This window comes from Hoyosella rhizosphaerae (genome assembly GCF_014643175.1).
GTDB classification, from domain to species: Bacteria; Actinomycetota; Actinomycetes; order Mycobacteriales; family Mycobacteriaceae; genus Lolliginicoccus; species Lolliginicoccus rhizosphaerae.
The window spans coordinates 380052-395010 of sequence record NZ_BMJH01000003.1 but is presented as its reverse complement, the minus strand read 5'-3'; the positions used below and the strand labels follow the sequence as shown (position 1 = coordinate 395010).

Below are 14959 nucleotides of genomic sequence, written 5' to 3'. Positions count from 1 at the left end.
TATGGGCGTACTTGGAGTCCGACGGTATGTGCGAATTGTGATGTAATAATAAACTACTTCTAAGGGGTTGATAAAAATTACCGCAAATCGCCCTAAAGGTGCTTGCTCTCACACCCTCGTATGGTTCAGACGTGACCTGCGTCTCGCGGATCTTCCCACATTGTTGACTGCGGCAAGCTCGACGGACTCCGCCCTCGGCCTCTTTGTTCTCGACGAAGCGTTGCTGAACCTATCTGGGAATCGCCGCCGCGCCGCACTGTTTGCGTGCCTGCACGAATTAAATGAACGCCTGAACGGCTCCCTGCTTGTGGTAACCGGCGACCCTCGGGAAGTGGTACCGAAAATCGCGCGCCAGATTGACGCGGAACAAGTGCACGTCACTGCGGACTTCGGCCCCTATGGTGCGCAACGTGATCGCGACGTCGAGCAGCACATCGAGTTGGTTCGAACAGGTTCACCTTTTGCAGTTTCCCCAGGACGCGTCGTCAAACCAGACGGTTCCTCATACCAAGTGTTCACGCCTTTCTATAAGCGATGGCTCGACCACGGGTGGCGCGCTCCCGCACAAACTGATGCCACGACCCTGACGTGGATTGATCCCGACACCGTTGACGGGTGCCGTCGCGTCGCAATACCGACGGCCGAAAAGCCCGTGTGCCCGGTAGGCGAGCGAGCAGCACGGCAGCAGTGGGCTGAATATCTTGACGGACCGATTCACGAGTATGACAACCACCGCGACCGCCCCGATCTAGATGCCACCAGTCGAATGTCCGTGCATCTCAAGCTTGGCACTATTCACCCGCGAACGATGCTCGCCGACCTCGACGCGCTCACAAGCGAAGGCGCCCGTGCCTACCGCCGACAATTGGCGTGGCGGGACTTCTACGGTGATGTGCTCGCGCGCAACCCGGATTCGGCCCGTCACAACCTAAACCGAACCTATGACGGGATGCCGACGGACGAAAAGGAACCGAACGCACAGGAGCACTTCACGGCCTGGTGCGAAGGCCGCACTGGCTTTCCTATCGTCGATGCCGGGATGCGCCAACTCGCGGGCGAAGGGTGGATGCACAACCGTGTGCGCATGATCGTGGCGTCGTTTCTCGTCAAAGACCTACACCTTCCCTGGTGGTGGGGTGCTCGACACTTCATGCAGCATCTCGTTGACGGCGACCTCCCCGCGAATCAGCACGGCTGGCAATGGGTGGCGGGGTCCGGCACCGACGCGGCACCGTACTTCCGAGTGTTTAACCCCATTACCCAAGGGCAACGGTATGACCCCCAAGGTGATTATGTTCGGCGTTGGGTTCCAGAACTTCGCAGCATCGAGGGCAAAGCGGTACACACGGTGGGGGAACGGAGTGTTGATGTTCCGGGCTACCCCGCGCCGATGGTCGATCACGCAGAGGAGCGACGAGATGCGTTAGCTCGCTACGACCGCATCAAAAAGTAGCTGTCACGTTGTAGCTGTGCGTATGCGCAGCGTCAACCGAGTGCCGCCGAGAGTGCTGTTGGAAATGAATGCCCGACCACCATGCAGATCGGCTTGTTGCTCCACGAGTGACAACCCGAGTCCCGACCCAGTGCGTGTGGTGTTCGACCCACGGTTAAAACGATGAAAGACGGATTCCCACTCGTTCATCGGAATTCCGCAACCGTCATCATCAATCGTGATGTCGAGGAAATTGTTCCGTTGATGTTCCGTCGTCAGTTCAACAACGGAGGCCCGGCCGTGCTTAACAGCGTTGGTGATGGCGTTGTCGACAGCGAGACGCAACCCTTCGGCGAGCCCGCGAACGGTCACAGAATCGACGTGACCCAGCCGGATGTCGACGTCGGGAAACACGCGTGACGCCTCTTGTGCCGAACGGTCGAGAAGGTCAGGGATATCAACGTCTGAGTAATCCGTTTGCTGAGTGAGTTCCCCGGCTGCGAGCCGTTCCAGTGCTCGAAGGGTTTGCTCGATTCGCGTGATGGAGCGGAGCGTCTCACCCACAATGACGTGTCGGTCCTCCGGCGGCGGATCAAGCGATTCCAGCACTTCAAGGTTGGTGCGAATGGCGGTCAGGGGAGTGCGAAGTTCGTGGGCGGACACTGCGGCGAAATCACGCGCCGTTTCCAACGCCTGGTTTTTGCGGTTTTGTTCACGCGTGATGCGGGCCAACATGGACGTAATGGCGTGCGACAGTTCCTCAGCCTCGGTGGCGCCGGTGACGTGCGTCATTGGCTTCAGATTGTCCGCGGTGATTCGGCGGGTTTGCTCAGTAAGTAGCCGTAAAGGCCGGATTGCGAAACCAGCAAAGAGCCACCCGAGCCCTGCTGCGGCAGCGACAGACAGTGTCGACACGACGAGAACATTCCGCCGATCGTCCGTAATACGTTTGTCTGTGCTGGCTGTCGGTACGGCAACTGAGATGCTCGCGCGCGGTCGATCCACCAGCGTCACGGTGAAGATGCGGTAAGTTTCGCCGCGAAGCGTGCGAGTGGTGAAACCGTCCGGAAGATTGGGGATCTGTAATCGGCGCGCGGGGATGAGGAAGTTCTCCGAGCGGTACGTCGCTTCAAAGTCTTCTGGAAGTCGATCACGGGCTGTGAACAACGACTGCGCCGACACGCTCCGGGCAATGGCGGTCACCGCTTCAAGGCGTTGATCGAGCTGAGCGTATTGATCGCTTTCAATCCGCGACCACACAAACGTGGCAACGGTGACGACGATGATCGTCGCACCTAGTGCGGAGGCGATAGCGGCGCGAGTGACGAGGGACAGGGACGGCAACGACGAGATTCGTCGAACTCGAAACCGATGCCACGCGCGCTGCACAGCGTTACTCATCAGTGGTGGCACCCTTCTTGTGACCGCACGTGCCGACTATTGCGTTCGCAGGATAAAGCCGACTCCGCGCACTGTGTGAAGAACGCGGGGTGTGCCATCGACTTCGAGTTTCTTACGCAGGTATCCGACAAACACATCGACAACATTTGTGTCGGCTGCGAAGTCGTATCCCCACACAATCTCAAGCAGCTGACGCCGCGACAAGACCGCGTCACGATGCTGCAGGAGGGTGGTGAGCAACTCGAACTCACGTTTAGTCAGGTCAAGTTCAGTGCCATTCACAGTCGCTCGACGGGCAGTGACATCGACCTCGATAGGGCCTGCGGTGAGAACCTCACGGACAGCACTGGTGGTTGGTTCAATTCGCCTGCGCAACATGGCACGAACACGGGCTACGAGTTCGCCCAATGCGAATGGCTTGGTGAGATAGTCGTCTGCTCCAGCTTCAAGCCCAGCAATCCGGTCGTCGACGGAACTTCGAGCGCTCAGTACACAGATCGGGACATCAGATCCCATCGCCCTGAGGGCAGTGACAACGCTTACTCCGTCAAGCCGGGGCATCGTAATGTCGAGAATGACTGCGTGCGGGTGATGCTCATGAATTTTACGCAGCGCCGACTCACCATCTTCGGCAGTAACCGTGTTAAACCCAGACAGGCGAAGGCCTCGCTCAAGCGACGCCAAGATCTCTGCGTCGTCGTCAACAATGAGAACTAGCGCGGACTCGGGCATGCCGTCATACTGCCAGCTTTCGGACGAAACGAATAGTATTACAACGCATCAGCGCGGGGGAGCCCAAAGTTTCTGTAACGCTGCAAGCGCATTGAATATCGCTTCTCAGGTGGGATGAGTGTGAGAGCGCGGATCTCACGGGCAATTGCGAGGGCAACCCGTTGGCTGAATGCGATTGGTTCCTGCGCTGCATCAGGAAACTCAGGGATGATCGCATCGGCAATTCCAGTGCTCACCAGATCACGCGACCGGATCTGTTGGTCATCCGCAATGTCTGCGGCGCGCCCAGTACTGCGGTACACGATGGCGCTGGCCCCCTCTGGCGGAAGCGGTGCAAGCCACCCATTTAGGGCGCACAGCACCCGGTCGGCGGGCAGCATGGCTAAGGCACCACCGCCCGTTCCTTGACCCAACAACACCGACACAGTTGGGCAGCGCAGGGTAACCAACTCCGCTAGGCAGCGCGCAATTTCCCCAGCCAACCCGCGTTCCTCAGCATCCTTAGACAAGGCAGCACCCATGGTGTCGATAATCAGCACCAGAGGCAGGTTCAGCTCCTCCGCTAACCGCATGCCGCGCCGAGCTTCGCGCAGCGCGGCCGGGCCAAACGAATCGGCACCAATCGAAAGCGTGCGGTCTTGGGCAAGAACCACACATGGCGTTCCCTTGATGCGCGCCAGATACAACAGCATCGAACGGTCGGACTCACCTTGTCCGGTCCCACTCAGCGGCGTCAATGTTGTCGCCCCGTGGCGCAGCACCGAGCGCGCACCGGGGCGGATCGGGCTTCGCGAAGCAAGCACTGATTCCCACGCCGGAATGTCAGGTATCGCCTCAAGGGCGGGAGCCGGGTCAAATTCGACGGGCGCCGATGACGTACCGCTGAGGACGCGCAAAACTCTGTCGAGAATGGGTCGGAGCCACCTCATGGGGACAACGCCATCGATAACGCCACGTTGGTACAAATTCTCAGAGGTTTGCACGCCGTCGGGAAACCGTTCCCCGTGCAGAGATTCGTAGACGCGTGGCCCCAGAAACCCAACTAGAGCGCCCGGCTCGGCCACGGTGACGTGCCCCAGCGAACCCCACGAGGCGAACACTCCGCCTGTCGTCGGATGCCGCAGGTACACCAAGTATGGAAGGTGCGCTTCCTTGTGCATCTGAATTGCCGCCGCGATCTTCACCATTTGGAGAAACGCCACGGTGCCTTCTTGCATACGTGTGCCCCCAGAGGTGGGCGAGGCAAGCAAGGGCAACTTTTCCGCAGTTGCGCGTTCTACGGCGGAAACGACACGTTCAGCCGCCGCGACACCAATAGAACCGGCGAGAAACCGGAACTCACAGGCGATGACTGCAACTCGTCGTCCACGGATGCAACCTTCTCCCGTGACAACCGATTCGTCCACACCTGATTTTTCTTGTGCCGCAACCAGTTCTGCACGGTACTCATCCGTCATAGGCAGCTGCACGGGTGTGGTGTCCCACGTAATAAACGATCCGGCGTCGAGAACTCCGTCGCACAGTTGCTGTGACGTTGTCACGCTCGGCATGGGCGATCATCTCCTCCGGAGCGAATAGCGAGCACCATACCGTGCACGCTACCGGGTGAAGAGCTAGCAAATACGGGAATCTTTTTAGGCCCACAAGAGTTGAATGGGGTTGTGACTGTTCCAGAACTTCAACTGCATGACGGCAACTCCATTCCACAACTAGGTTTCGGTGTCTGGCAGGTAGATGACGACGCGGCCCGTGACGCTGTCTCAACCGCTTTGACGACGGGATATCGCCATATCGACACTGCGAAGATCTACGAAAACGAAGCTGGCACTGGGCAGGCCGTCCGTGAATCGGGCATACCTCGTGATCAGATCTTCGTCACCACAAAACTATGGAACGAAGATCAAGGAAGAGATCGCGCACTGCGCGCATTTGAAGACAGCCTTGTTCGGCTCGGCCTTGACTACATTGATCTCTATCTCATCCATTGGCCGAAGCCCGCCGAAAATTTGTATGTCGACACTTTCGCAGCGCTCCGGGAACTCCTAGCTGACGGACGCGTGAAGTCCTTGGGTGTTTCCAACTTCCAGGTCCCGCACCTCGAACGTCTTATCGAGACGACAGGTGAAGTTCCGGTATTGAACCAAATTGAATTGCACCCTCAGTTCTCCCAGCCTGAGCTCCGCAAGTTTCATGCCAAGCACGGCATTCTTACTGAAGCATGGAGCCCACTCGGGCAGGGGAAAGTGCTATCTCATCCAGAACTGGTGAGTATTGCGCAAGAAGTTGGCAAGTCGGTGGCCCAGGTGATTCTTCGATGGCACCTGCAACTCGGAAATGTTGTTATTCCTAAGTCCGTGACACCGTCGAGGATTGCGGAGAACTTTGCCATTTTCGACTTTGAGCTTAATGACGAACAAGTCGACACGATCACTGCGCTTGATGTGCCAGACGGTCGCATTGGTCCTGACCCCGACACGTTCTAACTCTGGTGCGGTGCCCAAGTAATGTCCTCACTGAAACAGGAATTTGAATGAGAGTGGAGTGAACATGCTCGGAATCGCCCGCGCGAACAAAGTTGTGACACTGGAGTTGCAACGCCCCGAACGGCGCAACGCTCTCAATACGGCGGTGTGTTCAGGCGTCACAGCTGCAGTGCGCGACGCAGAACGCGATGGTGCGCGGGCGATTGTGATCACTGGGCAGGGATCCGCATTTTGCGCGGGCGCGGACCTAGGTAGCGCGGCATACGATCGCGACTTCATAGGTTCGCTGTACACGATGCTCACGACATTGCGCGAAACTCCGCTACCAGTGATTGCAGCGGTGAACGGCCCAGCTGTGGGGGCGGGTGTCCAACTGGCACTGGTGGCGGACCTGCGGGTCGTCGCAGATAGTGGATCTTTCATGATTCCGGTTGCCAAACTCGGGTTCGCGATGGACAACTGGACCATCAACCGGTTGAGTGAACTCGCCGGGGGAAGTGTTGCGCGCAGCATGCTCATCGGTGTGGAGTCCATTGATGTTGATCGGGCGGCGCAATGTGGCCTGGCAAACAGGCGTGGTGATCTCGCCGCTGCGCAAGACTGGGCTGCCGAGATCGCCGAACTTGCACCGCTGTCATTACGGCACCTCAAACTCGTTTTCAACCATATGCCCGACAGCACTCCTACGCGTGAACAGCAGGAAGCACATACTGCTGCCTGGTCGAGTTCAGATGTGGCGGAGGCTCGGGCTGCACGCAAGGAAGGGCGTCCACCCTCGTTTCGTGGGGAGTAGCGCGAGCGCACGCTCACAAACCGTCATACAGTGTCATTGTGCGTCGACGAATTGCGTTTGCTAGCGCGGGTTTTGCCGGTCTAACTGCTGGGGTCGTTGCCGGCATGCGTATCTACCAGGCTGCGGGGGCTTCGCGGTCACGCATTCGCCCATATGCGGCGGGTTCACCACATTTCCGCGATGGCCGGTTCCACAACCTCGAGCCAGCCACTCCGTTTACCCGCAAACAGGTACCTGACTTGTTGGCAGCGGCGATCCTCCGTGGCAACTCTGGCGGACCGTCGGCAGCGGTGCCGATGGCGGTTCCGCTAGCGCCGGTCGAGGCGAGTGAACTCGCTGTGACGTGGTTGGGCCATGCGACCGCGATCGTGGAGATTGATGGTTGTCGCATCTTGACGGACCCGGTATGGAGTGACCGAGTGTCTCCGTCGAAAGAGTTGGGGCCGAAGCGAATGCACCCGGTGCCGATCAAGATTGCCGAGTTGCCGACACTCGATGCGGTGCTTATCTCGCATGACCACTACGACCACCTTGATGAGAGAACTGTGAAGGCATTAAACGCCTCGCAGTCGGTGCGATTCATAGTTCCGCTGGGTGTGGGCTCTCACTTGCGGTCGTGGGGAGTGCCAGATCGGGTTATTACTGAGCTCGATTGGGGCGATTCGACCGACATGCTTACGGTCGGCGGCAAAACTCGGCACGTGTCTGTGACGTGTACCCCTGCTCGGCATTTTTCCGGCCGGGGGTTTCGACGCAACACGACATTGTGGGCTTCGTTTGTGATTGCGGGGGAACGTCGGCGTGTGTTCTTCGGCGGTGACACCGGTTTTACTGCAAGTTTCGAGTCGATTGCTGCCGACTACGGCCCGTTTGACGTGACGTTGCTGCCGATCGGTGCGTACTCGGACCAGTGGCCTGACGTGCATATGAATCCGGAGGAGGCGGTGCAGGCGCATTGCCTGCTCACCAGTGGGGCTGGTACGAGCGTTTTGGTGCCAATCCATTGGGGGACGTTCAACTTGGGCTTTCATTCGTGGTCGGAGCCGATTGTGAGGTTGCGTGCTGCCAGTGTTGAGCGGGGAGTTCAGTATGTGGTTCCGATGCCAGGGCAGCGCGTGGACGCACTTAAGGCTCTGCCAAGGGAGGCGTGGTGGGTTCGGTGTGGCTAGCGTGCGGATTCGATCTCAAGTAATTGAGAACATCGTCCTACATAAAAAGTTATTGACGATTGTTTTATGAATTTGGCGGGAACTCTTGTCGACGACTTTGCGACCAAAAAGAATCTAGTTGATCTTGAACATTTCGAATCGCAGAACACAATCTTTGTTGCTTGCTTAATGGTGTTACCGTACGGTTGCAAAAAGTGCTAAACCGTCACACTCAAGTCGAGTCAAACGCCGGTTCTCATGGCAGGTCAGCTGCCACTTTCAACTAACTTTTGGCTGTCGCAAACCTTGCCGATGTGACGCATTCGAGCCAGCCTTCATCAAAATGAACGCCCCGCATTATTTGCAGCGTGGCAATGGCCACACTAAGTGGAAGTTTGTCTGCTTTGCTGCGACACTAAATGCCAAGCGGGGCTTTACCCCGACCGACGTAGGCACGATTCACAAGGTGCCAGCATTTAGGGAGAACTATGAGCGCGCTCAACTCAGCCAAGGACATCGCTGCCAAGGCAAAAGCAACCGTCGATGCTAACGCCACCAAGGCAAAGGCAGCTTTCGATGCTAACGCCACCAAGGCAAAGGCTGCATTCGACGCTAACGCCACCAAGGCAAAGGCTGCATTCGACGCCAACGCCACCAAGGCAAAAGCAGCTGTAGCAAGCAAGAAGGACCAGATCGACTCCGCAGTCGACAAGGCCGCATCGTTCGTTGACACCCAGACCAAGGGCAAGTTCACCGCCCAGGTCACCAAGGTTCAGGACTCGGCAAAGAAGCTCGTTCCAGCTAGCTGAAAGTCGCACTAAGCGACACAACGCTGCAATCTGAGCGACATCACGTATGCCCCCGCCTACTTTGGTGGGGGCATACGCATTTCACCCGAAAGCATGAGGAGTCGTCATGGCGGAACCTGAAATAGTCGTTCTCTACGACCGCGATTGCGGATTCTGCGTACGCTGCGTCAACATCCTCGGCCGCCTAGACCGTCATCGCCGCGTCGGCGCAGTTGCCTTTCAAAGTCCAGGTGCACTTGAGGCCTTCGCGGTTTCAGAAGCTGACGCGGCCGCAGCAGTGTGGGCTAAGAAGTCAGACGGCACGCTGACCAGGGGAGCCGCGGCAGTCAACGCAGCGCTCACCGTCGCAACAGGATCATCGATTCCCGCACGAGTCTATGCCCTCCCCGGTATGACCCGCGTGCAAGACGTTGTCTACCAATGGGTCGCGGACCATCGGCACTGGATGCCAGGCGGCACAAAAACATGCACACTTGATTAGGTGACACCACCCCCGAGCCCACTCTTCCGCAGGGCACCCCTCTCCAGAGCCACCTGCCGCAGAGCAACTTTCGGCACAATATTCGTAGCTGCGGCATTGGTTCTCACGGGATGCACAGCCGTTGACCAACCCCAGGAAGCGCACGAGGATGCGGCACCGAGCGACGCAGGTGTGCCACGGGGTCCATACGATATCGCGGCTGTAGCGACAGACACGCGTGGCGAGATCCTCGACGCCGAGCCACTCCACACACTGCTCCCCGAAGTCGCCAACGCCGCCGCAGAAGCGCACCGTGTCACCTACCGCTCAACCTCCGGAATCGACGGCAGACCAACAGAAGTAACAGGGGCGGTGTTCATCCCGAACGGCCAAGCCCCCGCCGGAGGGTGGCCGATAGTCTCCTTCGCCCACGGAACCACCGGCGTCGCGTCTCAATGTGGCCCATCGCAACACAGCGACCTTCTCGGCCAAGCGTCACGCATCGCATCATTGCTCAACGCGGGCTTCGCCGTCGCAGCAACAGACTACGAGGGCCTTGGCGCTGGGGGAGGACACCCCTACCTTGAACCCATAACCGCGGCGTTCAACACGATCGACATGGTACGAGCAGCGAAAAACATTGACGCGTCGTTAAGCAACCAGTGGGCGGCTCTCGGCATTTCACAAGGAGGTCAGGCCGCCTGGGCCGCTGCAGAGGCCGCAACAGACTACGGCGACGGCCTTGAGCTTGTGGGATCAGTTGCCATAGCGCCCGCCGCCGACCTCAGCCCCATCACTGACGGCGAGCCTCCCTGGGACCTCGACGTCTTTCAAATCGCCCTCTTGCCCTACGTCATCGCCGGATACCAAGCGATAGAGCCCACCGCCTCATTCGACGACTACCTTCGAGGTTCACTCGCCAACGGTTTCGGGATGGTAGAACAATGCGTCGGCACAGCGTGGTTCGGAACAGCGCTGGCCTTGCTCACAAGCTCACCGGAGGACATTGGGCCGTTCACAGAGGCTGCCGCTGACGGTATCCGCGACTGGCTAACATCCACCGCCCTGCCCCTGGATCGCGCAGAGGTGCCCCTACTCGTTCTGTACGGCGACCGTGACACGGTTGTGCCCGCCCCATGGATTGACCGTGCCATCGAGCGGGCGTGTACCGGCGGCACCGAGGTTGATGCACGGCTGATCGCAGGGGCAGACCACTTCAGCATTGGCCGCGCCGAGGAAAGCAACACCTGGTTGCGCGAGCGTTTTGCGGGAGCGCCAGCAGAATCGACATGCCCGCAATAGCGGGGGGACTACGCGGTGCTGGTCGCTAAGCCGTGCCGGTCACCCTGCGATACGCCAGGGCAACCGCGATAGCCGCGACCGGCACCGTCACCAAGAACCCAATAAGGATCAATGCCCCGGCCAGGTTAATCAGATACAAAACCAGAACGAGTAAAAGCAGCGGGCCGACGTTCGCGCCGACCGCACGCCAACTCGACTTGATGGCATCGATCGCCGACAAATTCTGATCCACAGCGAAATGCACTGCAAACATGCTGAAGAACGCCACCAGAAGCCCTGGCAGCACAAATAGCAACAGCCCAGCGAACGTCAATACCGCCACGATCGCCATGGCCAGCAACGCTTGGGAAAGATTCCGTATCCTGCCGAAATGACGCAGGCTCGGCCTATCCTGCGCGCTTTCAGCTAACGCCGCACGCACCAACGCGGCCTGCAGCAGCATCCCCACCAGCACAATCAATGCCACACCAGCAGCCCCGAGCGTCAGCACAAGTGCGGTGCCGCTACCCGAATCAGCCACCGGCGCGAAAAACACAAGCGACATCGGAAACACCACAAGCAACGACGCCGCGATGCTGATCAGCATGAACGCCAACCAAGTTCCAACATTGTCACGGAACCGACCCCACGCGAACGACATCACCTCGCCAACATGGAACGGCGCGACTTCGCCGTTGCGGCGCCGCGCACGAAACGCAGTGTTACCCGCGGGCACGCCATAAGGCACGTGATGTTCAACGGGCGGGGGATACGAACCCGGTGGTGGTTTCAAACCGTCGCCAGGATATCCGCCCGGCGGCGGATACTCACCCTGATGCGGGTAGCCACCAGGGGAAGGGGTGGCGCCTGGTTGAGGAATATTCTCCGGAGGGGGAAACCCAGCGGAGCTATCTCCAGATGAAGAATCGTTCGTCATCGTCCTCGTCCTTACAGTTGTGCGCACACAGCACGGTGATTCCCGCGTGGTATCGCACGGCCGTCACTACAAACACTACTGGCGCGGGACGACATCGTCCCGCGCCAGTAGAGGAAACATGGCAAATTCTACATAGCCGGTTGGCGACCAGAGAATGTGCGAAACGCGTACACCGACACCATAGTCATCACCGGAATGATAACGAAGGCGCCCAGGCCGCAGGTGAGAAGCATCAGGACCGCAGCACCGATCGCGGCCGCAACCAGCAGCAATGCGCTCACGGCATTCGATGAGACGAGCTTCCAGCTGTTCTTAATGGCCGAGACCACATCCATGTTGTTGTCGAGCACCGAATGGGTGACAAACATCGACAGGAAGGCAATGATGAGACCGGGGATGATCAGCAGAATCAACCCAAGGACCACCATGATGCTCACCGCGATGGCAGCCAAAACCAGGTGCAGGACATTGTTGAGTTGGGCGAAATCACCAAACGCGGGTTTAGCGCCATCTGCAGTGAGAAGGGCGCCACGAATAAGCATCCAGCCGAGAACCGTGAACGAAACATTGATGAGCAGGCTCAAGAATGTTGAGTCAGTCACCATATCGAGGATGAGTAGACCAGCCATGATGGCGACGAAACCAACCCACACGGACCAGTTGTCGGCAAACTTGTTCCAAGCCCAGCGGATAGCGTCACCGATATTGAACTCACCCGTAGGCGTGCCGTATCCACCAGCGCCGTATCCACCAGCGCCGTATCCACCCGCACCATACGGCGAGCCGTAAGGGGCACCCGGAGGGTAGTTACCTTCGGGGGGAGGGGGAGGTGGGAATCCGCCGGACTGTGGGGTGTCCCAACTTGGTGGGTTCTCCCAACTCGGACGATCATTCGGGTCGTCGCCGGGCGGCGGTTCGCTACCGGGCGGTGGTGGAGGATACTGCGACATAATTCGCTCCTTCTGCGCAAAAGGGATAATCGCTTGTCGTAATGAGTCTGTCCAACCTTCCAAAGCTAAGCAACACGAGGACAGCAAAAGTGATCACAGTGTCACATCAAGTCGGCAGACTGTCAGTTATGCCACCTGTCGTCACAGCAACCATCACATTCCTCGCTGTTGTCATGGTGGTCCTCGCCGTCGCAATGTGGCTGCGAAAACGCGCCACCTTCACCACGCCTGCTGAGCGCGCTGTGCACTCCACCCTGGCGACCGCTGGTGCTGCAGCGCAGGCATTGCGCCAAGGTCTGCACGGCGACGGAATAGACGATGCCGCCCCATACCTGCGCATGCTGGTCGGTTCGCACGCCTTGGCCCTGTGTGACATCGAGGGGAATGTCGTGGCCTGGGACGGCGGTGCTCCTTCGCTCCGTTCCACAGTGGAACTGCTTGCCCACGAGTACGTACAGACAAGTCGGCAGCAACTCGTGCATCGCAAAGACTTGCCCGCACACACGCCGGACGCAGTTCGCGCACTCGTGCTGCAACCGATGATCTCCGACCCACCGGGCAGCGAATCACATTGCGTTGGACTGCTCGCCGCCACCGTCACTGAACCCATCACGCCAGGACTTCTGCGCACCCTCACTGAAGTGTCGCGCTACGCCGCAAGCCAACTCGAACTCGCAGAACTCGACGCGTCACGAGGCCGACTAGCGCGCGCCGAAGTCACAGCCCTGCGTGCCCAAATAAGCCCCCACTTTATTTACAACGCGCTCAACACCATTGCGTCATTCGTGCGAACAGACCCTGCCCGAGCCCGTGAACTGATTCTCGAATTTGCCGACTTCACCAGATACTCGTTCCGTTCCGCAGGAGAATTCACCACCCTCGCCGACGAACTGCAAAACATCGACCGATACCTCACCCTCGAACAAGCACGCTTCGGCGACAAACTTCGCGTCCGACTCCAAATAGCTCCCGAAGTCCTCAACGTCGTCGTTCCCTTCCTCGTGCTTCAACCACTGGTCGAAAATGCCGTTCGGCACGGAATCGCCGCCAAAGCAGATGGTGGAGCACTCACCATTACCGCATCTGACACCGGGTCAGACTGTGTGCTGAGTATCGAAGACGACGGCATCGGAATCGACCCAGAAAGACTGCGATCAGGGGCGTTCGACAACGATCCCGTCGCCTCACACATCGGCCTAAGCAATGTTGACGAACGACTCCGCGCCGTTTTTGGCAACGAATACGGCCTCGTCGTCGAAACCGCGGTCGGTGCGGGAACAAAAGTGATTGTGCGAGTGCCGAAGTTTCGACAGGGAGTACGTGCATGATGGACGGTATGACGTCCACCACACCGCACGGGTTAACAGTGTTGGCAGTCGACGACGAGGCCCCTGCGCTCGACGAAATGGTGTACTTGCTCCGCGCACAACCCCACGTGCGCCAGGTTCACGCAGCATCGGATGCGACCACAGCGCTCCGAATGTTGCGCGCCGAAAAAATCGACGCCGTCTTCAGCGACATTCGTATGCCCGGCCTAGATGGCGTTGAACTCGCCGGAATCATCGGCGAATTCAAGGAACCACCCTTCGTAGTGTTCGTCACCGCGCACGAAGACAGGGCTGTAGAAGCCTTCGATGTTGGTGTTGTCGACTACCTGCTAAAACCCGTGCGCGAAGCCAGGCTTGCCCAGGCGCTAGAGCGAATAGTGGACCACCAACAACGCCGACAACGCCGCACAGAATCACCAACACCTGCGCCCGCATCGCCGACTCCACAGACACCGCCGACTCCACAAGATGAAGTCATTCCCGTCGAACTCGGTGGGGCAACGACACTTGTTCGCAGATCCACTGTCGGCTGGGTCGAGGCAGACGGCGATTACGCCCGGCTTCACACCACCACTGGCTCGCACCTGGTGCGCATCCCACTCAGCACTCTTGAACAGCGGTGGTCCAACGCAGGATTTATTCGAGTCCACAGGTCTTACCTCGTAGCCCTGCGGCTCGTTACCGGTCTCAAATCCATCGGAACGGGATATGTCGTCACTCTCCGCGGCGAACGCGACCTCCCCGCCGTGCAATTGCCCGTGAGCCGACGACACACCCGCGCAATCAAAGATGTGCTCATCCGGCGTCCCATGCAAGCGTGGCACAACAAATGACCACACCCCGAGACAAACCGATCCACCGCGAACGTGTGATCCTTGCCCGACGCTCCGGCGCGAGACCCGTCAACACCCGCATAGAACTCACCGAACACACCCCTGTTGGGGACGTCCTCGTCGACGGACTTGTCACTGCACAATTCCGACTAGCACTGCGGCTCGCGTTACTCGTCATCATCGGACTCGGTGCGCTCCCACTTGTTTTTGTACTCAGCCCAGAAATCGCGAGCATCACAATCGGCGGGGTACTCCTGCCGTGGTTGATACTCGGGGGAGTTGTCTACCCACTGCTTTTTGGCATCGGATGGCTATTCGTGCGTCAAGCTGAACGCAACGAACGCCTCTTCATCGAACTTGTTGACGAGTAGC

General features: G+C 58.8%; 15 protein-coding genes. 10 read left to right on the top strand and 5 right to left on the bottom strand.

The window, feature by feature from the left end; all coding sequences use genetic code 11:
- Positions 1-70: 70 nt before the first annotated feature.
- Positions 71-1453 carry a cryptochrome/photolyase family protein gene (locus IEW73_RS13550; RefSeq protein ID WP_188676959.1) on the top strand — a complete coding sequence of 461 codons (1383 nt, stop codon included), beginning with the start codon at positions 71-73 and terminating at the stop codon, positions 1451-1453.
- Positions 1454-1456: 3 nt separating this feature from the next.
- Here the strand turns inward: IEW73_RS13550 and IEW73_RS13545 are convergent, their stop codons facing one another.
- Genes IEW73_RS13545 through IEW73_RS13535 form a run of 3 tightly spaced genes read right to left on the bottom strand, consistent with a single transcriptional unit; the run spans position 1457 to position 5115 of the window.
- Positions 1457-2833 (bottom strand): sensor histidine kinase, encoded by a 1377-nt coding sequence (locus IEW73_RS13545; RefSeq protein ID WP_188676104.1) that lies wholly within the window; start codon positions 2831-2833, stop codon positions 1457-1459.
- A 36-nt stretch (positions 2834-2869) separates the two neighbouring features.
- Positions 2870-3565 carry a response regulator transcription factor gene (locus IEW73_RS13540; RefSeq protein WP_188676102.1) on the bottom strand — a complete coding sequence of 232 codons (696 nt, stop codon included), beginning with the start codon at positions 3563-3565 and terminating at the stop codon, positions 2870-2872.
- Between the two features lie 38 nt (positions 3566-3603).
- The gene (locus IEW73_RS13535) at positions 3604-5115 is read right to left on the bottom strand and encodes a carboxyl transferase domain-containing protein (RefSeq protein WP_188676099.1); all 1512 of its coding nucleotides are present in this window, start codon (positions 5113-5115) and stop codon (positions 3604-3606) included.
- Positions 5116-5226: 111 nt separating this feature from the next.
- Between IEW73_RS13535 and IEW73_RS13530 the strand changes: the two genes are divergently transcribed.
- The 6 genes from IEW73_RS13530 (at position 5227) to IEW73_RS13505 (ending at position 10560) form a co-directional block, all read left to right on the top strand.
- Positions 5227-6048, top strand: coding sequence for an aldo/keto reductase (locus IEW73_RS13530; RefSeq protein WP_188676097.1), 822 nt, complete (start codon positions 5227-5229; stop codon positions 6046-6048).
- A gap of 64 nt (positions 6049-6112) precedes the next feature.
- Entirely contained in the window at positions 6113-6841 is a 729-nt protein-coding gene (locus IEW73_RS13525) for an enoyl-CoA hydratase (protein WP_188676095.1), read from the top strand.
- A gap of 38 nt (positions 6842-6879) precedes the next feature.
- Positions 6880-8010 (top strand): MBL fold metallo-hydrolase, encoded by a 1131-nt coding sequence (locus tag IEW73_RS13520; RefSeq protein ID WP_372433639.1) that lies wholly within the window; start codon positions 6880-6882, stop codon positions 8008-8010.
- A 467-nt stretch (positions 8011-8477) separates the two neighbouring features.
- Positions 8478-8798 (top strand): antitoxin, encoded by a 321-nt coding sequence (locus IEW73_RS13515; RefSeq protein ID WP_188676093.1) that lies wholly within the window; start codon positions 8478-8480, stop codon positions 8796-8798.
- A 106-nt stretch (positions 8799-8904) separates the two neighbouring features.
- On the top strand, positions 8905-9279 hold the full coding sequence (locus IEW73_RS13510; protein WP_188676091.1) for a thiol-disulfide oxidoreductase DCC family protein: 375 nt from the start codon (positions 8905-8907) through the stop codon (positions 9277-9279).
- The gene (locus IEW73_RS13505) at positions 9280-10560 is read left to right on the top strand and encodes a lipase family protein (protein ID WP_188676088.1); all 1281 of its coding nucleotides are present in this window, start codon (positions 9280-9282) and stop codon (positions 10558-10560) included.
- Between the two features lie 25 nt (positions 10561-10585).
- Here the strand turns inward: IEW73_RS13505 and IEW73_RS13500 are convergent, their stop codons facing one another.
- Complete coding sequence (locus IEW73_RS13500) at positions 10586-11476, bottom strand: DUF7847 domain-containing protein (protein ID WP_188676085.1); 891 nt, start codon at positions 11474-11476, stop codon at positions 10586-10588.
- Between the two features lie 128 nt (positions 11477-11604).
- Positions 11605-12426, bottom strand: a complete 822-nt coding sequence (locus tag IEW73_RS13495; protein WP_188676082.1) for a hypothetical protein — start codon at positions 12424-12426, stop codon at positions 11605-11607.
- A 128-nt stretch (positions 12427-12554) separates the two neighbouring features.
- Here IEW73_RS13495 and IEW73_RS13490 point away from each other — a divergent pair, with 128 nt between their 5' ends.
- Genes IEW73_RS13490 through IEW73_RS13480 form a run of 3 tightly spaced genes read left to right on the top strand, consistent with a single transcriptional unit; the run spans position 12555 to position 14958 of the window.
- A complete protein-coding gene (locus IEW73_RS13490; protein WP_188676078.1) occupies positions 12555-13754 on the top strand; it encodes a sensor histidine kinase in 1200 nt (399 codons plus the stop codon).
- Positions 13754-14587, top strand: a complete 834-nt coding sequence (locus IEW73_RS13485) for a LytR/AlgR family response regulator transcription factor (protein WP_372433647.1) — start codon at positions 13754-13756, stop codon at positions 14585-14587. Before IEW73_RS13490 ends, IEW73_RS13485 begins: the two co-directional genes overlap by 1 nt.
- The gene (locus IEW73_RS13480; RefSeq protein WP_188676075.1) at positions 14584-14958 is read left to right on the top strand and encodes a hypothetical protein; all 375 of its coding nucleotides are present in this window, start codon (positions 14584-14586) and stop codon (positions 14956-14958) included. Before IEW73_RS13485 ends, IEW73_RS13480 begins: the two co-directional genes overlap by 4 nt.
- The last annotated feature ends 1 nt before the right edge of the window (position 14959 follow it).